This is a genomic window from Sporichthya brevicatena (genome assembly GCF_039525035.1).
Classification (GTDB): domain Bacteria; phylum Actinomycetota; class Actinomycetes; order Sporichthyales; family Sporichthyaceae; genus Sporichthya; species Sporichthya brevicatena.
In genome coordinates this window covers 19,852-45,258 of record NZ_BAAAHE010000038.1, presented here as the reverse complement: position 1 = coordinate 45,258, position 25,407 = coordinate 19,852, and the positions used below count along the sequence as shown (strand labels likewise).

Sequence of the window (25,407 nt, the reverse complement as noted above, 5' to 3'; positions counted from 1 at the left end):
TCGCCCGGGCCGCCGGTCGGCTTTCACCGGGCCCGACCGGCCGGCGCCGCCGTCCACCGGGGACGGCGGCGCCTTTCGCGCTCAGGCCGGGTGGGCGGCGCGGACGATCGGGACGGTCATCAGGACCAGGCCCGCGACGAGCAGAGCCCCACCGGCCCCGAGGGCACCGCCGGCGATCCACGTCAGGGCCGGGACCTCGGCGCCGGCGCGCACCGTGACCCCGAACCCGGCGTTGCCGTCCGGCGGCATCACCACGATCGACCAGTCGCCGCCCTCGGAGTCCCACGTCACGGCCTGCGGAGCCGCACCGGCCGCGGACGCGACCCAGATCCCCGCCGACGCCGGGCTCTCAGGGACGCGATCCCCGGCCGTGACGACCGGCGTCGCACCGTGCGAGAGGTCCTCGACGGTGGCGTGAGCGACGCCCTGCAGGTAGGCCTCGACGTCGTCGTCCCCGGCGATCCCGACGAAGATCGGCTGCCCGCTCGCGGACTGGACCTCGATGCGCACGGTGCCGAGCAACGATCCCGAACCGAAGGGCCCGAGGTCGACGTCGGGCAGGTCGATCTCCTCACTGACCAACGCGGACGCCGTGGTGTCGAAGTGCCGGCTCGGCGTCATCAGCAGGCCGTCGGTCCGCTGGGTCCGGTCCGCCCACAGCATTGCGCCGCCGGCGGCAGCGAGGCCACTGCCGGTCAGGACGAGCACCGCTCCGGCGACGACCGCCGTGACCCGGCGCGCGGTCCAGCCCGCCCGGGCCGGGGCCGGCTCCACGGCGACCGCGGCTTCCGCGGCGCCGGGCTCGGTGCCGCCGGTGTCGAGGCGGAAGGGCGGGTACGTGTCGGTCATCAGGCCGGCGTAGGCGGCGACCCGCAGCGCCCACCGGTCCATGCCGACGGCCAGGTCGTACAGGGGCTCGGGGTACCGGCCGGTGAACAGCAGCACGATGCCCGCGGCCAGGACCAGGACGCCGACCAGTCCGGTGAAGAACCACTGCAGCGGCCCGTCGCCGTCGAGCACGGGCCCGATGCCGCCGATCAGCAGCGCCACGATCAGGTAGTGCGGGATGGCCAGCAGCCACCACTTCACCAGGACCAGCCCGCGGGACAGCCGCTCCGGGCGCTCGACCTCCAGCCGCGCGGGGTAGTCCGGGACGTCGGCGAGGGTGAACGGCGGGTACCGATCGGTGCCGAGGGCACCGTAGGAGTAGTGCTGGACCCGCCACGTCCAGCGCAGAACGCCGACGTTGAACTCGAAGATGGGGGCCGGATAACGGCCCGTCAGAAGAATGGCGACGCCGGCCACCGCGGTGAGGAGGACGAACGCAGCCAGAGAAACGCCAGGACGACGAGGTGCGGTAGGACGAGCAGCCACTTGACCAGCCAGAGCCAGCGCGACAGCTCCGGGTCACGGCGCCCGCTGACCTGCACCGGGTAGGAGCGCGTTCCGATCAGCTCGGGTGTGCCCATCGGGGGACTCCTCTCGGGACGCGCGTCAGCGCAGGGTGTCGTGGCCGGGCCCGTCCCGGGGCCGTCGCCTCCCCTCCAGGTTCGTCCCCGGGCCTCACCTCCCCCCAGAGGCACTCGACTCGGGCACTTCGGGCCGAAGGTCCATGCCGAACCCCAACCACCGCCCCTGCCCCGACCCCCGCCCGCGCGGGAAAAGTGAGGAGCCATCAGTTCAGACCGCCCGTCCGACCGGAGGAACCGTGGACGCGCTCGACCTCGCGCGGTGGCAGTTCGGAATCACCACCGTGTACCACTTCCTGTTCGTGCCGATCACGCTCGGTCTGTCGATGCTCGTCGCGGGCCTGCAGACCGCGTGGCACCGCTCCGGCAATGAGGCCTACCTCCGAGCGACGAAGTTCTGGGGCAAGCTCCTCGTCATCAACTTCGCCATGGGCGTGGTGACGGGCATCGTCCAGGAGTTCCAGTTCGGCATGAACTGGAGCGACTACTCGCGCTTCGTCGGTGACATCTTCGGCGCGCCGCTCGCGATCGAGGGGCTGCTCGCGTTCTTCCTCGAATCGACCTTCTTGGGCCTGTGGCTCTTCGGCTGGGACAAGTTGCCCAAGCGGGTCCACCTCGCCTGCGTCTGGCTCTTCGCCGTCGGCACCTGGCTGTCCGCGTACTTCATCCTCGCGGCGAACTCGTTCATGCAGCACCCGGTCGGCTACGAGATGAACGCCGAGCGCGGGCGCGCCGAGCTGCACGACTTCGGCGCCGTACTCACCCAGAACACGACGGTGGTCACGTTCGCGCACACGATCCTCGCCGCCCTGCTGACGGCGGGCGCGTTCATGCTGACCGTCGCGGCTTGGCACATCCGCCGCGCCTCCTCGCCCGACGTGTTCCGCCCGAGCATGCGCCTCGCGATGTGGGTGATGCTGCTCGCCGGCATCGGCACCGCGATCAGTGGCGACGTCCAGGCGCGGATCATGACCGAGCAGCAGCCGATGAAGATGGCCGCGGCCGAGGCGCTGTACGACACCACCGACAAGGCCGGCTTCTCCCTGTTCACGATCGGCTCGCTCGACGGCGAGGAGGAGATCGCGAGCATCCGCATCCCCGGGCTGCTCTCGTTCATGGCGACCGGAGACCCGGACGGGACCGTCGAGGGCATCAACGACGTGCAGCGGGAGTACGAGCAGACCTACGGCCCCGGGAACTACAAGCCGAACATCCCGGTCGCGTACTGGTCGTTCCGCCTGATGATCGGGTTCGGCAGCCTCGCGATCCTGATCGCGCTGGCCGGACTCTGGGTCACCCGGCGCGGGCGCGTGCCGCGCAGCCGATGGTTCTACCTCGGCACCGCGTCGGCGGTCACCTTGCCGCTGCTGGCCAACACCTTCGGTTGGATCTTCACCGAGATGGGCCGCCAGCCCTGGACCGTCTTCGGCGTCCTGCAGACCAAGGACAGCGTCTCCCCCACGGTCTCGACGTTCGATGTCGCGACGTCGCTCACCGTGTTGACGCTGCTCTACGGGGTGCTGGCCGCGGTCGAGTTGAAGCTGCTGTTCACCTACGGCCGCTCGGAGCCTCCGCAGGTGACGGCCCACTCCGAGGACGACGACTCCGACCGCCCGCTGGCCTTCGCGTACTGAGAGAGATGACGATGGAACTCACGACGCTCTGGTTCCTGTTGATCGCCACCCTGTGGTGCGGCTACTTCCTGCTGGAGGGCTTCGACTTCGGCGCCGCCATGCTCATGCCGGTGCTGGCCCGCGACGACCGGGAACGCCGGGTCGTCCTCAACACCTTCGGCCCGGTCTGGGACGGCAACGAGGTCTGGCTGCTCGTCGCCGGCGGCGCGACGTTCGCCGCCTTCCCCGAGTGGTACGCAACGCTGTTCAGCGGGTTCTACCTGCCCCTGCTGCTGATCCTCGTCGCGCTCATCGTCCGCGGGGTCGCGTTCGAGTACCGCGGCAAGATCGACGACGACGCCTGGCGGCGGCGCTGGGACCTGTGCATCGTGGTCGGCAGCGCCCTGCCCGCCGTGCTTTGGGGTGTCGCGTTCGGCAACATCGTCCGCGGCGTCCCGCTCTCGGCGGAGCACGAGTACACCGGCAGCTTCTTCACGCTGCTCAACCCCTACGCCCTACTCGGTGGCGTCGTGACGCTGACGCTGTTCCTCCTGCACGGCGCAGTGTTCCTGACGCTGCGGACCACGGGCGACGTCCGGGACCGTGCGCAGCGGGCGACGCAGAACATCGCGCCGGTGGCGATCGCGGCGGCCGTCGCGTTTCTCACCTGGACCGCGATCGATCAGCGGGACGCCTGGGCCATCGCCATCTCGGTGCTCGCCGCGCTGACCCTCGTCGCCGCGCTGGGCCTGACCGCGGCGTCCCGCGACGGGTGGGCTTTCGTCGCCACCGGGGCGACGATCGTCCTCGCCACCGTCTCGCTCTTCGTCGCGCTGTACCCGAACGTGCTCCCGGCGACCGAGGCCGCCAACTCACTGACCGTCACGAACGCGTCGTCCACGGGCTACACGCTCACGGTGATGACGTGGGTCGCGCTGATCCTGACGCCGGTGGTCGTGGCCTACCAGGCCTGGACGTACTGGGTCTTCCGCGCCCGCGTCGGGACCGAGCACATCCCGCCGCTGGCGATGCCGAAAGCTGTGGAGTCGGTGCTCCAGGACATTCGGTGAAACCGGTCGATCCCCGACTGGCCCGCCGCACCCGTAGCGTCCGCCGACACCTGGTCGCCGGCGGCGTGCTGGCGGCCGGGGGTGCGGCGCTCACGATCGCACAGGCCGTGCTGCTCGCGACCGCGATCGCCCGGTCCTTCACCACCGGCGCCGGGCCGGTCGAATTGCGCGGCGTTCTGCTCGCCCTCGCCGCCGTGCTCCTCGCGCGCGCCGCGCTGGCCGGTCTCGAGGATCTGCTGGGGCGGCGGGCGGCCGGCCAGGTCAAGGCGGAACTGCGCGCCCAGACCCTCGCCGCCGTCGCGGCCGGTGCCGGCCGCGGTCGCCCGCCCGGCGAGATCGCGACCCTGACCTCGACCGGCTTGGACGCCCTCGACGGCTACGTCGGCCGGTACCTGCCGGCGCTGACGCAGGTCGCGGTCATCCCGTTGATCGTGCTCGGCGGACTGATCTTCACCGACGTGACCGCTGCCGCGACAGTCGCCGTCACCCTTCCGCTGATCCCGCTGTTCCTGGCGCTCGTGGGTCTGTCGACCGCTTCCTACACACAGCGTCAGATGCACCTGCTCACCCGACTCGGCGGGCACTTCGCGGACGTGGTGAGCGGGCTGCCCACCCTGAAGGCGTTCCGGCGTTCGCGCGCTCAGGCCGAGACCATCGCCGAGATCAGCAACCGTTACCGGGTCGCGACCCTGCGGACCCTGCGGTTGGCGTTCCTGTCCTCGCTCGTGCTCGAACTGGTCGCGACCTTGTCGGTCGCGCTGGTCGCCGTGGGGGTCGGCCTCCGTCTCGTCGAGGGGCGCCTGACGCTGCAGACCGCACTCACCGTGCTGATCCTCGCCCCCGAGGCGTACCTGCCGCTCCGGCGTCTGGGCGCACTGCACCACACCAGCGAGGAAGGCCTGGCGGCAGCCGCGGCCGCACTCGACCTCATCGACGCGACGCCTGACGCCGGTGGTTACCGGGCGGCCCCGAACCTCGACCGGGGTCTGACCGTCACCGGCCTGACGGTGCATCACCCCGATCGCGACCAACCCGCCCCCGCCGACCTCTCGCTGACCGTGCGACCGGGTGAGCTGCTCGCCGTCACGGGGTCGAGCGGCAGCGGGAAGTCCACGCTGCTGCGAGTGCTCGCGGGGCTGACGCCCGCACCGGCCGGTGCGGTGCACGTCGGCGGGACCGACCTGGCGGAGCTCGACGCCGACGCCTGGCGCTCCCGCGTCGCGTGGGCCGGACAGCAGCCGTTCCTGTTCGCCGGGACGCTCGGCGACAACATCCGCCTGGGCCGACCGACCGCGACCGACGCCGAGATCGCGTCGGCCGCCGAACTCGCCGCGCTCGGCGACCTGCTCGCCCGTCTGCCCGGTGGGCTCGCCACGGAGGTCGGCGAGGGCGGTGCGGGCCTGTCCGCCGGTGAACGCCGTCGCGTCACCCTGGCGCGCGCGTTCCTCCGCGACGCCCCGCTCCTGCTGCTCGACGAACCGACCGCCGATCTCGACGCCGAGACCGAGCGCCGCATCGCCGCGGCGATCCGTTCGCTGGCGCCCGCCCGCACCGTGGTGGTCGTGACGCATCGGCCGGTGCTGCGGGACCTCGCCGACCGCGGCGTCGACCTCGACGGCGTGCCCGCCCGGCCCGACGTGGAGGTGGCCGCATGACCGGGCCCGTCCGTCGCCTGCTCCACCTCGCGCGGCCGGCCGTCCCGCGACTGGCGCTGGCCGCCCTGCTCGGCTGTCTCGCGTCCCTCGCGGCGGTGGGTCTGACGGCGACGTCGGCCTGGCTGATCTCCCGGGCCGCGCAGCACCCACCGGTCCTGATGCTGATGGTCGCCATCGTCGCCGTGCGGGCGTTCGGCATCGGCCGCGGTGTGCTGCGGTACGCCGAGCGTCTCGTCTCGCACGACGCCGCGCTGCGCGTCCTCGCCGACATCCGGGTCCGCTGCTTCGAGGCGGCCGACCGGCTCGCGCCGGCGGGGCGGCGCGGCCTGCACCGCGGCGACCTCACCGCTCGGTTCGCCGCCGACGTCGACGCCGTGCCCGACGTCCTCGTCCGCGGCCTGCTGCCGCTCGCCGTCGCATCCGCCACCGGCCTCGCCGCGGTGATGCTGCTCGGCGCGATCGCCTGGCCCGCCGGGCTTGTCCTGCTCGCGGGCCTGGTCGCGGTCGGCGTCGTCGTTCCCCTGGCGCAGAGCGCACTCGCGGCGGAGGCCGAGCGCGCGCCCGCGGCCCTGCGCGGCCGGCTCGCCACGCAGACCGTCGACCTCGTCGACGGCCTCGACACCTACCGCGCCTACGGCGCCGTCCCCGAGCGGCTGGCCGCGATCGCCGAGACCGAACGCGAACTGGCCCGGGCCGACCGGCGCTCCGCCGTCGTTGCGGCCGCCGCCGCGACCGCCCTGGCGCTCACCGTCGGCGCCGTGGTGTGGACGCTGCTGGCGTTCGGCGCCCACCGGGTGCACACCGGCGGTCTGGATCCGGTGCTGCTCGCCGTCGTCGTGCTGACGCCGATCGCGGTCTTCGAGGTCGTCGGGCAGGCGCCGGAGGCGGTCCGGCGGCTCGACACCGCCCGGGGCGGCCTGACGCGCGTGTTCGAGGTGCTCGACGCTCCGGCGACCGTCACGGATCCGGCGGTGCCCGCGGAGCTCGGGCCCGGCCCCCACACGCTGCGGGTCGAGCACCTGCGGGTCGGGTGGCCGGACGGCCCGGACGTCCTGCACGACGTCTCGCTGGACCTGCGCCCGGGCCGGCGCATCGCCGTCGTCGGCGAAAGCGGTTCGGGCAAGTCGACGCTGGCCGCCGCGATCCTGCGCTTCGTCGATCCGCGCGGCGGAGCGGTCCGGCTCGACGGCGTCGACACCCGCACCCTCGCCGCCGAGGACGTCCGGCGCGTGGTCGCGACCTGCGCCCAGGACGCCTACCTGTTCGACTCGACCGTCCGCGCCAACCTGCTGCTCGCCCGCCCGGACGCGACGGAGGAGCAGCTCTGGGCCGCCGCCGACGCCGCCCGGCTCGGGGCCTGGCTGCGGACGCAGCCGCAGGGCCTCGACACCGTTGTCGGGCCGGCGGGCTCGAACCTCTCCGGCGGGCAGGCGCGCCGCCTGGTGCTCGCCCGGGCCCTGCTCACGGACGCCGAGATCCTGATCCTCGACGAACCCACCGAGCACCTCGACCCGGCGACCGCCGCGGAGCTGATGCGGGACCTGCTCGACGTCACCACCGGCCGGACGACGCTCCTCATCACCCACGACCGCAGCGTCCTCACCGACGTCGACGCGGTCCTCGACCTCGCCGACCCCTGTGGAAAAGAAAGGGTGTCACCCCTTCCGGTTACTCCGCAGTAAGGGGTGTCACCCCTTGCGGTTACTCCGCAGTAAGGGGTGTCACCCCTTGCGCTTACTCCGCAGTAAGGGGTGTCACCCCTTGCGGTTACTCCGCAGTAAGGGGTGTCACCCTTTCTTGACGCGGCGGCCCTCCAGACGACCGACCGGCTCCGGGGCCCCGGCGGGGACGTCGAGACCGACGCCGCCGCATCCGCGGTGACCCCAGACGCCGAACAGTCGCTCGAACTCGGGCATCACCCGGGCGAACTCCTCAGCCGGCCACTGGGCCCGCTCGAGGGACCGCACCGCCTCGATCAGGTCGGGGTCGCCGGACTGCTCGACGACGAACTGGCCGAACCCGCGCGCGAAGATCTCGTCGTCCGCGACGGCGTACTGGGCCCACTCGTCGCCGTTGAGCGAGTCGGCGATCAAGGCCCGCACGGTCGGGGTCTTCCGCAACGCGGCGACCACGGGGCCGGTGTCGATGCCGCACGAGTCGTCGAGGACGTGTCCGAGCTCGTGCAGGACGGTCCGGGCCTGCGAGGCCTCGTCCGCCTTGGTGTTGATCCAGATCGTTCGGTCGAGCACCTGACCCTGCGCGGCGAGCGTGGGGTCCTCGATCACGGTGAGCGGCGGGACGGGCGGCAACGGCAACTTGGCCACCTCGGCGACGGCCCGCTGGACGGCCGGGATCGCCGTCGGTGTCGACGCGAGCGCGGTGGCGTCGGCCGGCTCGGGGACGACCGCCACACCGGCCACCAGGAGGGCGAGGAGCAGGCGGTGCGGGCAGCGCATGTCGAACCGTTCGGAGAGGGCCTATTCGTCGGCGGAGAGAACCCGACCGAAGATATGACGGGGTGTCAGGCGGACGACCCGGGCCCGGTCGCCCGGCGCCCAGGGTTCCGGTTGGACCGGGAGCCCGGCGACCTCGTCGTCGGTGAGGGTGCGCGCGTGCCCCTGGACCGTGACGGTCCAGCCGGTCCGCGTCCCGGTGTTGATGCGGTCGCACTGGACGGCGAACATCCCGGACTGGCCGAGCGCGGCGAGCTTGGTGCTCACACCGATACGGAAGAGGACGTCCCCGTCGACGACGACGAAGTTCACGACCTCGATGTGCGGGGCCCCCGACATGCAGAAGGCCAGCCGGCCCACCTGCTCGCGGGCCATCAGCGTCATCGCCGTCTTCTCGTCGAGCGGATCGAGGTGGCGCACCACCGAGCCGGGAAGGGACATCAGAGATCACCTCGTGGGGTGTCGCGAACGACGATGACGGGACAACGTGCGCGGGACGCGATCAACAGGTCCTGCCGACCCAGACCGCGGGGCCGGTCCCCGAGGCCGAGCACCAGCAGGTCGACCGAGCCGGACAGGTCGACGAGGACCTCGGCGAACTGGCCGACGCAGACGGAAGTGGCGACTCCGACGTCAGGGTAACCGGCCGCGACGTCGGCGACCGCCTGCTCCAGACTCCGCGCCTCGCCCGCGTCCTCGCCGTCGCGCACGACGGTGACGGTGAGGTCCGCCCGGCGGCGTCGCGCCTCGGAGAACCCGACGGCCAGCGCCTCGGCGGCATGGCCGGACTCGTGCAACCCGACGACGACCCGGCCGTGCAGGAGGCCACCGGAGGTCGGGGTCTTGGTGCCGCTCACGGTCATCAGTACTCCTCGCCGAACGCCACCGCGGCCGCCGGTGCGGCGTCCGGGAGTTCGGCGTCCGGGAAGCGACGGCGGTCGGCGGGCACGATCAGCACCGGGCAGGTCGCGGCCACGGTGCAGGCGGAGGCGACGGACCCGAGGCGAAGCCCGAGGAAGCCGCCGGCGCCACGGTCGGCCAGGACGAGGACGTCCGCCCCGTGGGCGTGCGCAGTCAGGCAGGCGGCGGGGTCACCCTCGATCACGAAGGTCCGCACCATTTCCGGGAAAGGCTCCCGGACCAGAGCCACCAGATCGGCGAGCAGCACGTGGTCCGCCAACGCCGACGTCTCTCCTCCCGGCAGCCGGACGAGCACCACGTCGAGCCACGCGCCGGTCTGCTCGGCGGCCTCCACGGCCCACCGGACGGCGACCAGCGACGCCGGTGAGCCGTCGGTGCCGACGACGATCCGCCCGCGCTCCGCGCGTCCGGCATAGCTCTGCATGGCCGTTCCTTCGCTCCGTTGCCTTCGTCTCCTTCAGGATCCGTCGCCGGGGCGGGCCGGCGGCAGAGCAAGCGGTCCTCAGCCGGGTGGGACCCTCGGCCCTTCCGGCTCGGGACGCGGAACCAGCAGCACGGGACAGTGCGCGTGGTGCAGGACGGCCTGGCTGACCGAGCCCAGCACGAGCGCGGCGCGCGTGCCCCGGCCCCGGGTGCCGAGGACGATCAGCGACGCCCCGCGCCCCGCCTCCAGCAGCGCCGAGGCGGCCGCGCCGGAACGCACCTCCGTGCGCACCTCGACGTCGGGGTGACGTTCGGTCCAGTGCCGGGCCTCGATCCGGAGGTCGCCGTCGTGGTCCGGCCCGCCGGCCGCCAGGGCGGCCAGCGCCAGGCGCCGCACCGGGGCCCGGCGGCTCACGCCGTGGGCCAGCACGACGGGCACCCCGCGCGACGCCGCCTCCGCGAACGCCACGTGGAGGACGGCCTCGTCACGCGCGGGGTCGCCGCGCAGTCCCGCCACGACCGGACCGCCCGGACGGCGCCGCGCCGCTCCCGGCCGGACGACCAGGACCGGACACGGCGCCGCCGCGGCAAGGGCGACGGCGTGCGATCCCAGGGCCGCGTCGCGCACCGCGCCGTGACCTCGACTGCCCACCACGAGCAGGTCGTGGTCCCGGGCGAGGTCGACGAGCAGGTCGTCGACCGGCCCGGTCCGGCCCAACGCGCGGACCTCGACTCCCGGTGCCGCGGCCCGTGCGGCCACGGCGGCGTCCGGGAGCGGGTCTGCTCCGCGCGGCCGGCCGAGCAGCGCGGGCTCGACGACGTGAACGATCGTCAGAGTCGTTGCCGCCCGGGCCGCGTACTCGGCCGCGACCGCCACGGCGGCGGTGGCGGAGGTGGATCCGTCGACCGCGACGAGGACCCCGTTCACTCCGCGGGGAGTTCGTCGCCGGCGTGGACGATCAGGACCGGACACTTCGCGTGCGCGGCGCACTTCGAGCTGACCGAGCCGAGCAGGAGCCCGCGGAAGCCACCGCGGCCGCGGTTGCCGACGACGAGCATCCGCGCGCCGCGGGCGTGCTCGACGAGACAGTGGGCCGGGTCGCCCTCGAGGGCGAACGTGCGCAGGTTCGCCGGCCGGTCGGCCCCGAAGACCTCGTCGAGCGTGGCCTGGAGGGACTTCTCCGCGTCGCCCTGCCAGTCGATGCCGTAGGCGCCGACGTCCCAGCTGAAGGCGGCCGGCAGCGACCAGGCGGTCACGACGTCGAGCATCGCGCCCGCGCGCTGCGCGGCGGCGTTCGCCCAGCGCAGGGCGGCCTCCGCCTCCGGGGAGCCGTCGACCCCCACGACGATGCGCTCTTCGTTCGTCCCGCTCATCTCGTCCTCCTCCGCTGACGTTCCTCCCCTCCAGGTTGCCCCGATCAGGGGGTCGCGGAGCAGGTCCGATCCGCCCCGATCGTCCGGGCCGAAGGTCCCGGGCCTTCGGCACCTCCTGGCCCTGCCCGGCCGCCACGCGGCGGAGGAGCCTGAGGGCAGACAGCGAGATCCTCGGGAGGGATCGACCATGACCGGACGCATCGTCGTCGGCGTCGACGGCACCGAAGGCGGGCGGCGGGCCCTGACCTGGGCCCTGCGGCACGCGGGGACGATCGACGCGAACGTGCTCGCCGCCGCCGTCTACTACGACCCGGCCGCCCTCGAGCCGGACGCGGACCCGAACCGCGAGCCGTCCCCCCGCGCCCAGGCCGCGCGCCGCGACGCGGAACGTCACCTCGCGAACGACGTCGCCGCCGTCCGCGCGTGGGTGCCCGACGCACCGCCGGTCGAGACGATCGTCGTCCCCGGCGACGTGATCGCCCACGCCCTGACCGCCCTGGCCGAGAGCGCCGACCTGCTCGTCGTCGGCAGCCACGGCCACGGCGTCGTCACCAGCCGCGTCCTCGGCACCGTGAGCATGGGGTGCGTCACCAGCGCCCCCTGTCCGGTCCTCGTCGTGCCCGCGAAGGACCGCACCGCCCCGACCACCCCGCCCGACGAGACCGCCCGGGACCGCCCGCTCCTGGCCGACCGCCGCTGAGCAACCCCGCCCCCCTGTCACAAAAGGGTGACACCCCTTACTGCGCAGTAAGGGGTGTCACCCTTTTGTGACAACGGCGCCGGGTCAGCCGGCGCGGCGGCGGCGGGGGACGACCTGCTCCTGGGGGTACTGGGCGTGCATGTCGGTCAGGAGGCCGGCCTGGCCGCTCAGGACCGAGGTCAGGATGCCGCGGGCGACGACGAGCAGCTCGGCCACCTTCGGGCTGACGAGGGCGTACCGGACGTTCGAGCCCTCCCGCTGCGCGGTGACGAGGCCGGCGCGCCGGAGCACCGCGAGCTGCTGGGAGAGGTTCGAGGCCTCGACGTTCACCTCGGGCAGCATCTCGGCGACCGTGTGCTCGCGCTCGCTGAGGAGCTCCAGGACCCGGATGCGCACGGGATGGCCGAGCGTCTTGAAGAACTCGGCCTTCAGCTGGTGCAGGGGTGTCGTCACCAGGTCTCCCGTCCTTCGGCCTTCACAGGCCGTCAATTCAAGATATGATGAGTTGAAGAATATTGCAACTCCGAACATGGCCCAAGGAACCGCGTCATGACCTCGTCGCTCGCGCACCGCCCGGCCCCTGCCCGGTTCCGCCCCTCGCAGGAGGTCGGCGTCGTCGACCTCCGCTGGCGCGCGGAGGCGCTGCTGGACGACGGGTTCCGTCTGGCCCTGGTGACCGCGGTCGCCGAGGACGACGGCGCGCACCGGATCGTCTACCTGTTCACGGCGTCCGGCCCGGACCGCCGCGTCGAGCTCGTGACGCACACCGCCCCCGGCGGTGACACGGTGCCGAGCCTGGCCCTGCTGAGCTTTCCCGCCGGCCGGTTCGAGCGCGAGCTCTACGAGACCCACGGCCTGCTCGCCAGCTCCGCTCCCCCGGCCCCCGGCCGGAACGGAACGACGGGCTTCGCCGCCCCGACCCGCCACTCGTGGGAGGTCGACGCGACCGGGCGGGCCGCGACTGACCTGGTGGACGTCGTCGAGCACCGTCACCCGCGGTCGAGCCTCTCCCACGCCGTGGCTCTTTCACTCGCGATCGAGGACGCGAACGACTTCGCCGTCCCGCCGCCGGTGGCCGCCGCCCGCGCGATCCTCGTCGAGCTGGAGCGCGCGACGAACCACCTGCGGTCGATCGGCGCGATGTGCAACGACGCCGGCCTGACGCGCTGGTCCGCGGAGGCCCTCTCGCTCCACCGTGAGGTGCTGACGCTCAACGAGGAGATCACCGGCAGCCGCCTGCTCCGCGGGGCGGTCACGCCCGGCGGCGTCCGGCTGCGCACCCTCCCCGAGCCGCGCCGGCTGCGGGAGCTGGAGAGGGTCGCGACGGAGTTCCGGGACAAGGCGCTCTCCAGCCCTGCGCTGGCGGCCACGTACCGCCGCCGCTGGATCCTGACGAACCGTCACGCTGCGATGACCGGCGCCCTCGGCCCGGTTGCGCGCGCCAGCGGCGTCGACGCCGACGCCCGCCGCGACCACCCGTTCCACCCGGGGACCGTCCTGGTGAACACCGTGACCTCGCGCCGCGGTGACGCGCTCGCACGCCTGGAGATACGGGTTCACGAGCTCGGCGCGAGCCTGCGCCTGCTGCGCGACCTCCTGCCCGAGGCCCGGCGGGCCGTCGGAACGGTCTCGTCCGCCGCGTTCGGCGGCACGGGTCACCCGATGCGCGGGACCGGCCTGGTCGAGGGTCCGCAGGGGACGATCGCGACCCGCGTCGAACTGGACGAGAACGGCCGGGTCGAGAATCTGCGCGTGGTGGACCCGTCGTTCCTCACGCGCTCGGCGTTCACGCTGTCCCAGCGTGGTCCTCACGACGAGAACGGATCGACGGTCGACTCGGGCTTCGACCTGCCCGACCCTGCACCCGCGCACTGACCTCGACCGCGACGCACCCCACGGCCCCGACGGCGAGCGCCGCCGTGGTCGCGCCCGCGTGGTCGGGGTACAGCGCCCAGAAACCCTGCAGCCACGGGACCAGCAGGCAGACGAGGAAGCTGAGGCACGCCCCGGCGACCACCAGCAGCTTCCACCACGCCAGGGGCCGCGCCACGACGATCAGCACCCACACCGACACGACGAACAGCGCCAGGACCGCGGCCGTGCTGTGCTGCTCGTCGGTCGCGGAGTCCATCTCACGCACCATCAGGTAGGTGCCGACGCTGCACACGCCGGCGATGATCCCGGCCGGGATCGCCAGCCGCAGCACGCGTCGCACGAAACCCGGCCGGGCCCGCTCGGCGTTCGGCGCGAGCGCGAGGAAGAACGCCGGAATGCCGATGGTCAGCGAACCGACCAGCGTGAGGTGCCGCGGCAGGAACGGGAACGGGATCCCCATGACCCCGATGACGATCGCCAGCAGCACCGAGTAGACGGTCTTGGTCAGGAACAGGTTCGCGACCCGTTCGATGTTGCCGATGACCCGCCGGCCCTCCGCGACGACGTGCGGCAGGGTCGCGAAGGAGTTGTCGAGCAGGACGATCTGGGCCACCGCACGGCTGGCGGCACTGCCCGAGCCCATCGCGACGCCGATGTCGGCGTCCTTGAGCGCGAGCACGTCGTTGACGCCGTCGCCGGTCATCGCGACCGTGTGCCCGCGGGAGTGCAGGGCGCCGACCATCTCACGCTTCTGAGTCGGCGTCACGCGGCCGAAGACGCTCGTGCTCTCGACGGCCTCCGCAAAGGCCTCCGGGTCGGCCGGCAGCCGGCGGGCGTCCATCGGGTGATCCGCACCGTCGAGCTCCAGCGCAGCGGCGACAGCCCCCACGGAAACGGCGTTGTCGCCGGAGACGACCTTCAGCGCCACGTCCTGGGACTCGAAGTAGCGCAGGGCCGGTCCGGCCTCGGGCCGGATGCGCTGCTCGAGGACGACGAGGGCGGCGGCCTCGATCGAGCCCGGGCCGTCCGGGCCGTCGACGGCGCCGGCGGCCCGGCCGAGCAGCAGGACGCGCAGGCCCTGGGCCCCGAGTTCCTCGGCGGCGACCCGGGCCGGGTCCGCGGCGTCGAGCAGGACGTCGGGGGCGCCGAGCACCCAGTCGCCGGCCGCGGCCGTCGAGTCGAAACCGACGCCGCTCCACTTGCGCGCCGAGGAGAACGGCATCACTCGCGCGGCTGCCGGGACGTCCGCGCCCGGCGGGTACGCCTCGGCGATCGCGAGCATGCTGGCGTTGGGCCGCGGGTCGGCGCCCGCCATCGCGGTGAGCACCGCGTCCGCCTCGTCGTGGCCGTTGCACACCCGCAGCTCGGCCAGGCGCATGCCGTTCTCGGTGAGCGTGCCGGTCTTGTCGGTGCAGACGACGTCGACGCGCGCCAGGCCCTCGATGGCCGGGAGCTCCTGGACCAGGCACTGCCGTCGCCCCAGCCGGACGACGCCGACCGCGAACGCCAGGCTGGTCAGCAGGACCAGGCCCTCGGGGACCATCGGGACCAGAGCGGCGACCGTCCCGCGCAGCGCGTCGCGAGTCGGCTCGTCGTCGATCGTGAGCTGGCTGATCACGATGAGCACCGCGGCCGGCACCATCAGGTAGGTGATGATCCGCAGGATCGCGTCGACGCCGCGGCGCAGTTCGGACGCCGTCAGCGTGAAGCGGCTGGCCTCCTCGGCGAGCTGCGCGGCGTACGCCTCCCGGCCGACGCGGGTGGCGCGGTAGACGCCGCGGCCGGCCACGACGAACGAGCCCGAGAGCACCTGCTCCCCGACGACCTTGTGCACGGCGTCGGACTCCCCGGTCAGCAGGGACTCGTCGACCTCCAGCGCGTCGGCGGCGACGAGCCCGTCGTCGACGACGATCTCGTCGCCGGCCCCGAGCTCGACGAGGTCGTCGAGCACGAGCTCACGCGGGACGACCTCGACGACCTGCCCGTCCCGGCGGACGCGCGGGCGCGACTCCCCCACGATCGCGAGGCGCTCCAGCGTCCGCTTCGCGCGGACCTCCTGCACGATCCCGATGCCGGTGTTGACGACGATGACCAACCCGAACAGGGCGTCCTGCGGCGGCCCGATGACGAGCATCAGCACCGCGAGCGTCCCGATCACCGCGTTGAACCGCGTGAAGACGTTCGAGCGGACGATGTCCCGGATCGACCGCGCGGCCACCACCGGCACGTCGTTGGAGCGGCCGGCGGCGACCCGCTCAGCGACCTCGGCCGCGGTCAGTCCGTCCAGCGCCATGACCCCATCGTTCAGCACGCGACGGGCGGACGGCCGACCGGCCGGGCTCAGCGCGTGGCGTACTGCTGCGCACGCTCCGCCGCCTCGCGGCGAGCCCGCTCGGGGCAGATCGCGTTCTTCGTGGACCTGATCGCCATCGCGGGGATGAGGATGAGACCGATCAGGCCGCACGCGGCGGCAAGAGGCAGAACGACCGCCACGGCCTGCGAGGTGTAGTCCATGATGTGCTCCTTCCTCGGTCCGGGGCCTGTCGCGCCCCGTACTTCGAGGATCGGTCCCCGCCGGCGTCCTCCGCATGAGGCGGTGGACCCGGACCAGAGGGGCCGGTTGTCACTCCCCCCACCGTCGTTCGGCATCTGGGGTCGGCCGCCGCGCCCGCCGATGCTGAGGAGGTCGGACATTCGAGGGAGAACATCACCATGCGTCGCACGGCTTTCGACAAGATCGTCAGCACGGTCGGGCTCATGCTCGCCGGCATCCTGCTCCTCGGTGGTGGGCTGCTGACCTGGGCCCACAACTTCGTCGACGACCAGGTCACGAGCCAGCTCAGCGCCCAGCAGATCTACTTCCCGGAGAAGGGTCCGGCGACGGCGGACCGGCGGATCGGCCCGTACATCGACCGCTACGCCGGGCAGCAGCTCACCACCGGCGAGCAGGCGAAGGCCTTCGCGGACCACTACATCGCGGTGCACCTGGAGCAGAGCAGCGGCGGCAAGACCTACTCGCAGCTGAGCACCGAGGCCCGGGCGAACCCGGACGACGAGGCGTTGGCGGCGCAGGTCGAGACGACCTTCCGCGGCGAGACCCTCCGCGGTCTGCTGCTCAACGCCTACGCCTTCGGCAAGATGGGCACGCTCGCGCTCTACGGCGCCTGGGTGGCCTTCGCCGGTGCGGCGGTGTTCGGGGCCCTCAGCATCCTGGGCTTCGCCCACACCCGCCGTGTCAGCCCCGACGCGGAGATCCTGATCGGCCGGCAGCGCGCCGCGGAGCCGGCGAGCGCCTGACCGGATGCGTGGTGGCCTGACGAACCGTCAGGCCACCACGTTGCGTACCCAGCGGGCGATCTCGACGAGCGAGCGGGTCGCCTCGGGGACCACCGGGCCGAAGGCCTGGAAGACGTGCAGCTGGTTCGGCCAGACCGAGAGGGTGCACGGCACCCCGGCCTCGGTGAGCCGGTCGGCCATCTGCTCCGAGTCGCAGTAGATGACCTCGGTCGAGCTGACCACCAGCAGCGTCCTCGGCAGGCCGGTGAGATCGGCGCGGAGCGGGGAGACCTTGCCGTCGGTGGGGTCGGCACCGGCGAGGACGACGCGCATCATCCACTCCAGCGCGGCGAGGGCGCCGGTCCGGTCGGCGGCGTGGTTCGCGTGGGCCCTCTTGTGCTCGGTCGTCATGTCGTAGACGCCGGAGATGCCGACCAGCCCGGCCGGCATCGGCAGACCCGCGTCACGGGCGTGGATCGCGGTGGCGAAGGTGAGGTGACCACCGGCAGAGTCGCCCATGATCACGACGTTCTCCGGCTTCACGCCCTGCTCGAGCAGCCAGCGGTAGCCGGCGACGCAGTCGGCGATCTCCTGCTCGAACGTCACCTTCGGCACGAGCCGGTAGTCGAGCGCGAGCACCGGCAGGCCGGCGGCCCGCGACAGCTTGGAGATCATCCGCCGGTGCGAGCCGACGTTGCCGAACAGCCAGCCGCCGCCGTGCAGGTAGAGGATCACCCGGTCCCGGGAGTCCGGCGCACCGCCCGGCACGCCGGGGCCGTGCACCCATTCGGCCTCGAAGTCGCCGATCGTGAAGCGTTCGGTCCGCGAGCCCCGCAGTGCCGGGATGCGGGCGGAGGCCTTGTCCAGCCGGGCGAACCGGGCCGCGATCTCGGGCGTGATCTCGTCCCCGTTCAGCTTCGCGAGCGCCGGGGCCGTCGCCTTGCCGAACGCGGCGACGACCATGCGCGAGCGGAGGGTGGCCTTGGTCCGCCGGCGGACGTGCGGCCGGATGGTGCGCTCCGTCATCCGCGGAGCACCGGCTTGCCGGAACCCGGGTGCAGGTCGAGGATCTCGGCGAAGCCCTCGACCATGCAGTCGAGAAACAGCTTCGGCTCGGTGATCGCGGCCGGGTCGAACCCGACGCCGACGCTCGCGAGGTCGCCGGAGGTGATGAACGTGATCAGTGCGGCCGCACCGGAGCGTCCGTACCCGAAGAAGCGCAGCACCTCCGCGCCCGCGAGGTAGTGGCCGGGGCCGATGCCGGGGACGTTGCTCGCCATCAGCTGCAGACCCGCGGTCAGCGGGCCCACCGCGGCCGCGAGCACCGGGGACGGGAGGCGGGCCAGCGCCGGCGAGGCGACGCCCATGACGTCGACGGCCGGCTCGTTGCGGGCCGCCTGCGTCAGCTCGCGGATCCGAGCGATGCGTTGAACCGGGTCGGCCTCGGCCACGGGGCCCGGGATGCGCGCGGCAGCGATGCGGTTGCCGCCACTGGCGGCCTCGTCGGCCTTGCGCAGCGAGATCGGGAAGCCGGTCGGAATGCTTTCCGGCGGCTCGACGCCCATCGCCTCGTGGTAGCGCCGGTAGCCGCCGAACAGCGCGGCCAGGTAGGCGTCGTTGACCGAACCGCCGGCCGCCTTCGCCGCCGCGCGGAAGTCGGAGAACGGCACGTCGATCAACGAGAGCCGCATGCTCATGCTGCGTCCGGCGAGCAGCGGCGAGCCCGACCCGACCGGTGGTGCGACGACGCGCTTGAGGGAGGCCGCGTACCGCGCGGTGGCCTTGAGCCCGCCGACGGGGTTCGTGACAGTCCTCAGCGCAGCCGAGCCGATCTTGGTGGCGACCGACGGCACGATCGACGCGTCCTCGATGATCTGGTGACGCAGGGCGTCGACCTCGCTGAGCTCGGGCGCCGGCAGGTCGCCCGGCAGCGGCTTGTCGGGCGAGGGCTCCCGGGTACGGGAGTGCAGCCGGGAGAGCAGGTGCATGACGGCGAAGCCGTCACCCATGGAGTGGTGCATCTTGAGCGCGTAGACGGCGCGCCCCTCCGGCAGGCCGGAGTACAGGACGATCTCCCACAGCGGCCGGCTGCGGTCCAGGGGCGTGGTGAAGAACTGGCCGAGCGCCTCGAACAGCTCCGGCCAGCCGCCGCCCTCGGGCAGCCGCTGGCGCCGGATGTGGAAGGAAAGATCGAAGTGCGGGTCGACCGTCCAGCGCGGGGTACCGAGTCCGAGCGGGGGCTCGACGACCTTGAGGCGGAACTGCGGCGCCATGCGCACGGCCCACTCGTGCGCGGCGAGGAAACGGTCCCAGTCCGGGACCGTGTCCAGCTCCTCGCACGACAGGGTCGGCACGCGCAGCATGGGCGCCGCGTCGAGCCGCCACATCACCGACTCGAAGGGGTTCATGCCCGTGGTCGTGGGCCACACCGGGTCGATGGCGTCGTTCATCTCGCTACCTCCGTCGGGACGACGAGGTCAGCCTATCTATAGGTTGTAGGTTTCGCTACGTGCGCTGGGCAACAGCGTCCGCCGCCACGTCCTCCGCCGCCGCGACGACGTCGGCCGACCGCGCGACCGGGTCGAGGCGGACGGGGATCCCGTTCAGCACCGAGATGCCCGAGAGCGCCTCGACCCGCGAGGCGAGGAAGTTCGACGTCGACCCGCCGGCCGCGTTCGCCCGCTGCCAGCCGCCCGCGTGACCCCAGCCGTGCGGCAGCGCGACCGTCCCGCGGATCATCTCCGGGTTCAGCGTCACCTGGACCTCGATCTGCCCGCCCTCGGAGGCGAGGTTGGCGAGGTCGTCCTCGGCCAGGCCGAGCACGGCCGCGTCCTCGGGGTTGATGTGCAGGTGGTGGCGGCGCTTGTCCGGCATCAGACGCGGCGAGTTGTGCATCCACGAGTTGTGGGAGTTCATCTCGCGCAGGCCGATCATGCGCAGCGGGTACTCGGCGATCTCGACCGGAGTCGCCTCGAGCCGCTCGAGCTCGGCGATGAAGCGCGGGTCCGCCATGGGGATCTTGCGGTCCTTGGTCTTGATGACGCTCCGAACCGAGCCGATCGGCATCTCCTCGTGGAACACGACGCCGCGCGGAGCCTTCTCGGCGTACTTCTTCCACGACCAGCCCGAGCGACGCAGGCCGAACAGGTCGCCGCCCTTGCCGGTCCGGATGAGCAGATCCGCCATGTGACGGGGCTTCATCTCGATGCCGCGCTTGGCGAACCACCGCTCGATGCCGAACATGTGCGCGCCGCCGAGACCCATGCGCTTGCAGACGTCGTCGAGGACCTCCCACTCCTCGCGAGCCTGCCCCATCGGCTCGATGACCTTGTCGGTGACCCGGAAGGACGGCCGCATGTAGCGGTTCGCGAACTGGATCGGGGCGTCCTCGCGCTCGTACATCGTCGTCGCGGGGAGCAGGTAGTGCGCGTGCTTGTTGGTCTCGTTCATGTAGAGGTCGATCGCCGCGAACATCTCCAGCGACTCGAGCGCCTCGGTGAGCTTCTGCCCCTGCGGGCCGGTGACGACCGGGTTCGACCCGATCATCATCATGCCGCGGATCTGCCCCTCGCCCGGCGTGAGGATCTCGGTCGCCAGGGCGGAGGACGGCAGGAAGCCGTAGGAGTCCGGCAGGTTGTCGACGCGGGTGCGCACCTTGCCGAACGAGGCGAAGTTCAGCTTCTCGGCGAGGTAGGCGGTCTCGACCGGGGACCACGCCCACAGCCAGCCGCCCTCGCGCTGGAAGTTGCCGGTGACGATGTTGACGAAGTCCTGCAGGACGTTCGTCAGCGTCCCGAACTCCTGCGTGCAGGTGCCGGTGCGGCCGTAGACGACGGCGCGGCGGGCGTTGCCGATCGTGCGCGCGATCTCGCGGACGACCTCGGGCGCGATGCCGGTGCGCTCGGAGGTGGCCTCCGGCGGGAAGCGCTTGACGATCTGGCGCCAGACCTCGAAGCCGGTCGTCCAGCGGGCGACGAACTCCTTGTCGTACAGGTCCTCGCCGAGAATCACGTGCAGCAGCGAGAGCAGGAAGAACGCGTCCTGGCCGGCCCGGATCGGGACGTGCTCGAAGACCTTCGCGGTCTGCGTCTCGCGCGGATCGACGACGAACACGCGGCCGCCGCGCTCGACGACGCCCGTCATGTGCTCACGCACGCGCGGGTCGTGGACGAAGCTCATCTTCGACACCCACGGGTTCGCGCCGATCATCAGCAGCACGTCGGTGCGCGGGATGTCCGGGATCGGCATGTGCGCGCAGTGCCCGTAGAGCATCTTGAAGGCGGCGACACGGGAGGCGCCGTCCTCGGAGTTGACGCCGTAGAACCACGGCGTGCCGAGCGCGGCGGCGAAGTTCTTGCCCCAGAACGCGGCGGCGTAGGAGAAGTACGGCGGGTTGCCCTCGTGCACGGCAAGCGACGTGGGGCCGTGCGCCGACCGCAGCCGCTGAAAGCTCGCGGCGATGGCGTCCAGCGCCTCGTCCCAGGAGCAGGGCTCGAACTCGCCGGGCCCGCCGACGCGCTTCATCGGCGTCAGGAGCCGGTCCGGGTCGTTGACCACCTCCGCCATCGCGACGCCCTTGGTGCAGAAGAACCCCTTGCTGTGAGGGTCGTCCTTGTCGGCGCGGAGCTTGACCAGCTTGCCGTTCTCGACGGTGGCAATCAGCCCGCACTGCGGCTCGCAGATGCGGCAGTACGTGCTCTTCTCGACGGTGGTCATGAGGGGGCGGCCTCCCGGGGCGGTGGGTGGGCGACGAACATGTCTATCCTCACCGCAACGCCGCCTAATGGCTATAGGTAAACGCCAGCAATTTCAGAAAAATCGGAGGCCCCCGTGCCGGACGTCAGCTCGTTCACCGAGATCCGCTACGAGGTCGCCGACCGGATCGCGACCATCACGCTGCACCGGCCGGAGCGGCTGAACGCGTTCACGCTGACGATGTGCCAGGAGCTCGTCGCGGCCGCCGACGCCGCCGACGCCGACGACGACGTGCGGGTCGTGATCCTCACCGGGGAGGGCCGCGGGTTCTGCGCCGGCGCCGACCTGGAGAAGGGCGCCGCGACCTTCGACGAGGACGCGAACCGCGAGCCCGGCGACGACCTCGGCTCGATCGGCGGCGTCGCCCGCGACTGGGGCGGCGTCGTCACGCTGCGGTTCGCCGCCCTGCGCAAGCCGCTGATCGCCGCGATCAACGGGGTCGCTGTCGGTGTGGGCGCGACGATGACGCTGCCCGCCGACGTCCGCATCGCCTCCGAGGCGGCGCGCTTCGGCTTCGTCTTCGCCCGCCGCGGCATCGTCTACGACGGCGCCGCCAGCTGGTTCCTCCCCCGCGTCGTCGGTGTCTCGCAGGCCTCGGAATGGGTGCTGACCGGCCGCGTCTTCGACTCCGCCGAGGCCCTCGCCGGCCGCCTGGTCTCCCGCGTCGTCCCGGCCGGCGAGCTGATCCCGACCGCGCGCGCTCTCGCCGCCGAGATCGCCGAGAACACCTCGGGCGTCTCGGTCGCCCTGTGCCGCCGCCTCACCTGGTCGATGCTTGACGCCCCGTCACCGTGGGAGGCCCACCGCATCGAGACCGCCGCCCTCGCGGCGACCGGCAAGGGCCCCGACGCCGCCGAGGGCGTCATGTCGTTCCTGGAGAAGCGCCCGGCTCAGTTCACCGCCCGGGTCGCCGAGTGGGACCACCTCGTCCCCGACTGGCCCGTCCCCCCGGCCGACCACCGCCCCCCGGCTGAGTAGCGCCGGGCCGACGTGCGCTCAGTTCGCAGATGAGCACGGGTTCCCGCCCGTCGGGCGGTGCTGATCTGCGCACCGAGTTGAGGTTGCACCCCTCCGCTAGGTCAGCTGATCTTGTCGTAGTCGTCGGGTCCGGACATCGGCTTGCCGCCCTTGGCGCACCGGAGGGCCGGGCCCGGGGCGGGGACGAACTTGCCGTTCTTGATGATGGTCGTCCCGAAGCACAACTGACGGTCCATGACCTGACCACGGCGGATGGTGATCGGGTAGGTCATGCCCTTCATGTCGTTGTTCTTGATGGCGTAGACGCCGTCCTCGAGATCCTGGTACGTCGGGTTGTCCGGCAGGTTCTTCGCGGTCTGGGCGAAGAACTCCCCCACCAGCCAGCCGTAGGCGTAGCCACCGGTGACGATCTGCCCCGGGGCGAACTTGGCGAAGGCGGCGTGCGCCTCCTTCATGCCCGGGGTGTCCGTGCTCGGGAACGGCACCATCTTCCCGCCGACGACGAGGCCGTCGACGTTCGGATCCTTGAGCAGGTCGTTGGTGATGACGAGGTCCGCGGAGGACATGACGGGCCGGTAGTTCTGCCGCGCGCAGTCACCGGCGAAGCGGCGGATCGCGGCACCGTCGAGGGCGACGAGGATCGCGGTCGCGCCGTTCTGCTTCGCCGCCAGGCACTGCGAGGTGTAGTCCGGCTGCGTCAGCGACGGACGGCCGCGCGCGACGAGCTCGAAGCCCGCCTTCTTCAGGACGCTCGGGTCGCTCCAGCGTTTGTCGAAGTTGTCGCAGAGGCTGAAGTCGCTGCAGGCGTACGCCGCCATCTTGACCCCGCCCTTGGCGCCGATGCCGGCGCCGAACGCGAGGATCATCGCGTCGGCGTAGCTCAACCCCGACGGGGACGGGGTGAGGACGTACGGGTCGTTGTACGTCAGCTCGAGCGAACCCGTCTCGGAGTAGGTGAAGATCTTCTTCGAGTGCAGGTACTTGTTGTTCCCGTTCGGCGCGAACGCCAGCGTGTTGAACAGGAACGCCAGCACGCCGTCCTTCTCGACGAACTGCTGGACGATCGAGTTGAACCGCGCGGGGTCACCGCCGTCGTCGCCGACCTGGATCGAGATCGGGTGGCCGTTGACGCCGCCCTTCTCGTTCACGGCCTGCGCCCAGATGCGGATGCCGGTGACGGTGTCCTTCACCAGCGCGCCGACCGGGCCGGAGAACGTCCCGACCGAACCGAGCTTGATCAGCGACTTCTTCGTGACGACACCGGGAGCCGCGGCGGCCGGGGCGCCGCCCGACTTGGCGGTGCCGGTAGTCGCGGTCTGCGCGGTCCCCGCATTACCCCCCGACGCCGCGGGCTGGGCCGGCCCGCCGGCCGCGATGGCCGGGCCGGAGTCCGTCGCCACGTTCGCAGGCGCGGCGACTCCGGGATCGGCGGCGACCGGTGCGGCGGCCGGGTCCGCGGCGACCCCGGGGACGGCCGCGTCCGCCGCGGCGGGACGGATCCCGGCGGCGGCCTCGATCGCCTCGTCACTCTGGCGGGTCCCGCCGCACGAGGAGAGCGCGAGGGTCAGGGCGAGGGTGCCGATCACCGCGCGCATCGCGCTGTTCCCGGGCAGCGTGGATCGACGTGTGTACATCGGGCTTCCTTCGACGGTGGTGGGTCCCCCCCAGCCCCGCGGTCAGGACAGCAGCTTGCGGATCTCCCGGTGGAAGATCTGGTTCACGACCTCGTTGCGCCCCAGGACCATGCCGGCCATGTCGGCGCTGGAGACCGCGAGCTGGGAGTCACGCAGCAGCGGGAAGTCCTCCTGGTGCAGGACCTGCAGGAGGATCTCCCAGTTCTTCTCCCAGACGCGCTCCCACTTGGCCTGCGGCAGGCCACTGGCCTCGATGGAGGGCACCAGCAGCCGCATCTCCATCCGGCACCAACCCGGGTCGGTCGGGTGCGGACGGAACGTCAGCAGCTCGTAGTGGTCGTCCGGCTGCCGCAGCAACGTGCTGTTCGGCAGGAGGAAGTGACCATCCGTCACGTAAGGACTCAGGTCGGTGTCGCCCGGGTCCTCCTCGAGCCACCTGTCGATCGCCTTGCGCGCGGAGGTCATCCGGGCGTGGCGACCGAAATCCTCGACGGTCTGGACGTTGGTGTGGACGTGCTTCGCCGCGGTGTTCGGGTGCGCGTACTGGATGTGGTAGTTGTCGATGAACGCGTCCTGCATGATCTTCCAGTTCACCGGCTCGTCGAAGCCCTCGGCGCGGAAGGTCACCAGATTGTCCAGGCCGTAGCTCGCGAGCTCGGCGTCCATCTCCGGGCCCAGCCACTCGGCGACGTCGATCGGCGCACCGACGCGGTCGACCATCCAGATCAGGCCGTGGCGCTCCTCGACGGGCAGCTCGATCAGCCCGTACTTGCTCTTGTCGAAGTCCCCGAAGCTCTCGCTGCGCGTGACGGTGCGCAGCGAGCCGTCCGGGTCGTACGACCAACGGTGGTAGCCGCAGGAGAACAGCCGGCACCGGCCGCTCTCCCGCTCCTCGATCGCCGCGCCGCGGTGGCGGCACGCGTTGAGGAAGGCCTTGACCGACCCGTCCTCCTGCCGGATGACCACGACGCGGTTGCGCGGCATCTGGCGGGTGATGAAGTCGTGCGGCTCGGGCAGCTCGCCGCTGGACGCCACGACCGACGGGACCCGACCGAAGATCTCCTCGCGCTCGCGGCGCGCGATCTCCGGGTCGGTGAAGTCGGCCGGCCCGAAGGGCAGGACGTCACCGACCTCGTCCGTCGTGCCGTGCCGCAGGTGCTCCAGCGTCCGGCGGATGCGCAGCTGCCGGTCGATGCCGACGCTCGTCAAGA

Annotated in this window: 24 protein-coding genes; 8 read left to right on the top strand and 16 right to left on the bottom strand. The window is 72.2% G+C overall.

What is annotated here, in order from left to right:
* Positions 1–81: 81 nt before the first annotated feature.
* The gene (locus ABD401_RS19075; RefSeq protein ID WP_344607662.1) at positions 82–1,305 is read right to left on the bottom strand and encodes a DUF4389 domain-containing protein; all 1,224 of its coding nucleotides are present in this window, start codon (positions 1,303–1,305) and stop codon (positions 82–84) included.
* Positions 1,281–1,469: a hypothetical protein gene (locus ABD401_RS19070; protein WP_344607660.1), complete on the bottom strand. Its 189-nt coding sequence runs from the start codon at positions 1,467–1,469 to the stop codon at positions 1,281–1,283. Before ABD401_RS19070 ends, ABD401_RS19075 begins: the two co-directional genes overlap by 25 nt.
* 239 nt (positions 1,470–1,708) lie before the next feature.
* Between ABD401_RS19070 and ABD401_RS19065 the strand changes: the two genes are divergently transcribed.
* Genes ABD401_RS19065 through cydC form a run of 4 tightly spaced genes read left to right on the top strand, consistent with a single transcriptional unit; the run spans position 1,709 to position 7,489 of the window.
* Positions 1,709–3,103: a cytochrome ubiquinol oxidase subunit I gene (locus ABD401_RS19065; protein ID WP_344607658.1), complete on the top strand. Its 1,395-nt coding sequence runs from the start codon at positions 1,709–1,711 to the stop codon at positions 3,101–3,103.
* A gap of 11 nt (positions 3,104–3,114) precedes the next feature.
* Positions 3,115–4,152: a cytochrome d ubiquinol oxidase subunit II gene (cydB, locus tag ABD401_RS19060; RefSeq protein WP_344607656.1), complete on the top strand. Its 1,038-nt coding sequence runs from the start codon at positions 3,115–3,117 to the stop codon at positions 4,150–4,152.
* Positions 4,149–5,807, top strand: a complete 1,659-nt coding sequence (cydD, locus tag ABD401_RS19055; RefSeq protein WP_344607654.1) for a thiol reductant ABC exporter subunit CydD — start codon at positions 4,149–4,151, stop codon at positions 5,805–5,807. The genes cydB and cydD overlap by 4 nt, the downstream gene beginning before the upstream one ends.
* The gene (gene cydC / locus ABD401_RS19050) at positions 5,804–7,489 is read left to right on the top strand and encodes a thiol reductant ABC exporter subunit CydC (protein ID WP_344607652.1); all 1,686 of its coding nucleotides are present in this window, start codon (positions 5,804–5,806) and stop codon (positions 7,487–7,489) included. The genes cydD and cydC overlap by 4 nt, the downstream gene beginning before the upstream one ends.
* A 105-nt stretch (positions 7,490–7,594) precedes the next feature.
* Here cydC and ABD401_RS19045 read toward each other — a convergent pair whose 3' ends face one another.
* The 6 genes from ABD401_RS19045 to ABD401_RS19020 form a co-directional block, all read right to left on the bottom strand.
* A complete protein-coding gene (locus tag ABD401_RS19045) occupies positions 7,595–8,263 on the bottom strand; it encodes a hypothetical protein (RefSeq protein WP_344607650.1) in 669 nt (222 codons plus the stop codon).
* Positions 8,264–8,284: 21 nt separating this feature from the next.
* A complete protein-coding gene (locus ABD401_RS19040; protein ID WP_344607648.1) occupies positions 8,285–8,701 on the bottom strand; it encodes a pyridoxamine 5'-phosphate oxidase family protein in 417 nt (138 codons plus the stop codon).
* On the bottom strand, positions 8,701–9,123 hold the full coding sequence (locus ABD401_RS19035) for an adenine nucleotide alpha hydrolase family protein (protein WP_344607646.1): 423 nt from the start codon (positions 9,121–9,123) through the stop codon (positions 8,701–8,703). Before ABD401_RS19035 ends, ABD401_RS19040 begins: the two co-directional genes overlap by 1 nt.
* Positions 9,123–9,605 (bottom strand): universal stress protein, encoded by a 483-nt coding sequence (locus ABD401_RS19030; protein WP_344607644.1) that lies wholly within the window; start codon positions 9,603–9,605, stop codon positions 9,123–9,125. Before ABD401_RS19030 ends, ABD401_RS19035 begins: the two co-directional genes overlap by 1 nt.
* Positions 9,606–9,683: 78 nt before the next feature.
* Positions 9,684–10,532, bottom strand: a complete 849-nt coding sequence (locus ABD401_RS19025) for a universal stress protein (protein WP_344607642.1) — start codon at positions 10,530–10,532, stop codon at positions 9,684–9,686.
* Complete coding sequence (locus ABD401_RS19020) at positions 10,529–10,978, bottom strand: universal stress protein (RefSeq protein WP_344607640.1); 450 nt, start codon at positions 10,976–10,978, stop codon at positions 10,529–10,531. Before ABD401_RS19020 ends, ABD401_RS19025 begins: the two co-directional genes overlap by 4 nt.
* Positions 10,979–11,165: 187 nt before the next feature.
* Between ABD401_RS19020 and ABD401_RS19015 the strand changes: the two genes are divergently transcribed.
* Positions 11,166–11,678, top strand: a complete 513-nt coding sequence (locus ABD401_RS19015; protein ID WP_344607638.1) for a universal stress protein — start codon at positions 11,166–11,168, stop codon at positions 11,676–11,678.
* 84 nt (positions 11,679–11,762) lie between these two features.
* On the opposite strand, the gene ABD401_RS19010 is transcribed toward ABD401_RS19015, so the two are convergent.
* Positions 11,763–12,131, bottom strand: a complete 369-nt coding sequence (locus ABD401_RS19010) for an ArsR/SmtB family transcription factor (protein ID WP_344607636.1) — start codon at positions 12,129–12,131, stop codon at positions 11,763–11,765.
* 96 nt (positions 12,132–12,227) lie between these two features.
* Between ABD401_RS19010 and ABD401_RS19005 the strand changes: the two genes are divergently transcribed.
* The gene (locus ABD401_RS19005; RefSeq protein ID WP_344607634.1) at positions 12,228–13,553 is read left to right on the top strand and encodes an NADH-quinone oxidoreductase subunit D-related protein; all 1,326 of its coding nucleotides are present in this window, start codon (positions 12,228–12,230) and stop codon (positions 13,551–13,553) included.
* Here ABD401_RS19005 and ABD401_RS19000 read toward each other — a convergent pair.
* Together ABD401_RS19000 and ABD401_RS18995 are read right to left on the bottom strand one after the other, a co-directional pair.
* On the bottom strand, positions 13,465–15,846 hold the full coding sequence (locus tag ABD401_RS19000) for an HAD-IC family P-type ATPase (RefSeq protein ID WP_344607632.1): 2,382 nt from the start codon (positions 15,844–15,846) through the stop codon (positions 13,465–13,467). The genes ABD401_RS19005 and ABD401_RS19000 overlap by 89 nt on opposite strands.
* Positions 15,847–15,893: 47 nt before the next feature.
* Complete coding sequence (locus ABD401_RS18995) at positions 15,894–16,067, bottom strand: hypothetical protein (protein ID WP_344607630.1); 174 nt, start codon at positions 16,065–16,067, stop codon at positions 15,894–15,896.
* 198 nt (positions 16,068–16,265) lie between these two features.
* On the opposite strand from ABD401_RS18995, the gene ABD401_RS18990 reads away from it, so the two are divergent.
* Positions 16,266–16,850 carry a hypothetical protein gene (locus ABD401_RS18990; protein WP_344607628.1) on the top strand — a complete coding sequence of 195 codons (585 nt, stop codon included), beginning with the start codon at positions 16,266–16,268 and terminating at the stop codon, positions 16,848–16,850.
* A 27-nt stretch (positions 16,851–16,877) separates the two neighbouring features.
* Here the strand turns inward: ABD401_RS18990 and ABD401_RS18985 are convergent, their stop codons facing one another.
* Genes ABD401_RS18985 through ABD401_RS18975 form a run of 3 tightly spaced genes read right to left on the bottom strand, consistent with a single transcriptional unit; the run spans position 16,878 to position 21,545 of the window.
* Positions 16,878–17,855 (bottom strand): alpha/beta hydrolase, encoded by a 978-nt coding sequence (locus ABD401_RS18985; RefSeq protein ID WP_344607626.1) that lies wholly within the window; start codon positions 17,853–17,855, stop codon positions 16,878–16,880.
* The gene (locus tag ABD401_RS18980; RefSeq protein WP_344607624.1) at positions 17,852–19,279 is read right to left on the bottom strand and encodes a wax ester/triacylglycerol synthase domain-containing protein; all 1,428 of its coding nucleotides are present in this window, start codon (positions 19,277–19,279) and stop codon (positions 17,852–17,854) included. Before ABD401_RS18980 ends, ABD401_RS18985 begins: the two co-directional genes overlap by 4 nt.
* A 55-nt stretch (positions 19,280–19,334) precedes the next feature.
* The gene (locus ABD401_RS18975; protein WP_344607622.1) at positions 19,335–21,545 is read right to left on the bottom strand and encodes a molybdopterin-containing oxidoreductase family protein; all 2,211 of its coding nucleotides are present in this window, start codon (positions 21,543–21,545) and stop codon (positions 19,335–19,337) included.
* Between the two features lie 114 nt (positions 21,546–21,659).
* Between ABD401_RS18975 and ABD401_RS18970 the strand changes: the two genes are divergently transcribed.
* Positions 21,660–22,562 carry an enoyl-CoA hydratase-related protein gene (locus ABD401_RS18970; protein WP_344607620.1) on the top strand — a complete coding sequence of 301 codons (903 nt, stop codon included), beginning with the start codon at positions 21,660–21,662 and terminating at the stop codon, positions 22,560–22,562.
* A 101-nt stretch (positions 22,563–22,663) separates the two neighbouring features.
* Here the strand turns inward: ABD401_RS18970 and ABD401_RS18965 are convergent, their stop codons facing one another.
* Positions 22,664–24,196 carry an ABC transporter substrate-binding protein gene (locus ABD401_RS18965; protein ID WP_344607618.1) on the bottom strand — a complete coding sequence of 511 codons (1,533 nt, stop codon included), beginning with the start codon at positions 24,194–24,196 and terminating at the stop codon, positions 22,664–22,666.
* 42 nt (positions 24,197–24,238) lie between these two features.
* Positions 24,239–25,405: an aromatic ring-hydroxylating oxygenase subunit alpha gene (locus ABD401_RS18960; protein WP_344607616.1), complete on the bottom strand. Its 1,167-nt coding sequence runs from the start codon at positions 25,403–25,405 to the stop codon at positions 24,239–24,241.
* Positions 25,406–25,407 lie beyond the last annotated feature (2 nt).

Coding starts and splice junctions, on each gene's coding strand:
- ABD401_RS19070 (WP_344607660.1), bottom strand. CDS start 1,469: ATGGGCACACCCGAGCTGATCGGAACGCGCTCCTACCCGGTGCAGGTC.
- cydB (WP_344607656.1), top strand. CDS start 3,115: ATGGAACTCACGACGCTCTGGTTCCTGTTGATCGCCACCCTGTGGTGC.
- cydC (WP_344607652.1), top strand. CDS start 5,804: ATGACCGGGCCCGTCCGTCGCCTGCTCCACCTCGCGCGGCCGGCCGTC.
- ABD401_RS19045 (WP_344607650.1), bottom strand. CDS start 8,263: ATGCGCTGCCCGCACCGCCTGCTCCTCGCCCTCCTGGTGGCCGGTGTG.
- ABD401_RS19040 (WP_344607648.1), bottom strand. CDS start 8,701: ATGTCCCTTCCCGGCTCGGTGGTGCGCCACCTCGATCCGCTCGACGAG.
- ABD401_RS19035 (WP_344607646.1), bottom strand. CDS start 9,123: ATGACCGTGAGCGGCACCAAGACCCCGACCTCCGGTGGCCTCCTGCAC.
- ABD401_RS19030 (WP_344607644.1), bottom strand. CDS start 9,605: ATGCAGAGCTATGCCGGACGCGCGGAGCGCGGGCGGATCGTCGTCGGC.
- ABD401_RS19020 (WP_344607640.1), bottom strand. CDS start 10,978: ATGAGCGGGACGAACGAAGAGCGCATCGTCGTGGGGGTCGACGGCTCC.
- ABD401_RS19015 (WP_344607638.1), top strand. CDS start 11,166: ATGACCGGACGCATCGTCGTCGGCGTCGACGGCACCGAAGGCGGGCGG.
- ABD401_RS19005 (WP_344607634.1), top strand. CDS start 12,228: ATGACCTCGTCGCTCGCGCACCGCCCGGCCCCTGCCCGGTTCCGCCCC.
- ABD401_RS19000 (WP_344607632.1), bottom strand. CDS start 15,846: ATGGCGCTGGACGGACTGACCGCGGCCGAGGTCGCTGAGCGGGTCGCC.
- ABD401_RS18995 (WP_344607630.1), bottom strand. CDS start 16,067: ATGGACTACACCTCGCAGGCCGTGGCGGTCGTTCTGCCTCTTGCCGCC.
- ABD401_RS18990 (WP_344607628.1), top strand. CDS start 16,266: ATGCGTCGCACGGCTTTCGACAAGATCGTCAGCACGGTCGGGCTCATG.
- ABD401_RS18985 (WP_344607626.1), bottom strand. CDS start 17,855: ATGACGGAGCGCACCATCCGGCCGCACGTCCGCCGGCGGACCAAGGCC.
- ABD401_RS18980 (WP_344607624.1), bottom strand. CDS start 19,279: ATGAACGACGCCATCGACCCGGTGTGGCCCACGACCACGGGCATGAAC.
- ABD401_RS18975 (WP_344607622.1), bottom strand. CDS start 21,545: ATGACCACCGTCGAGAAGAGCACGTACTGCCGCATCTGCGAGCCGCAG.
- ABD401_RS18965 (WP_344607618.1), bottom strand. CDS start 24,196: ATGTACACACGTCGATCCACGCTGCCCGGGAACAGCGCGATGCGCGCG.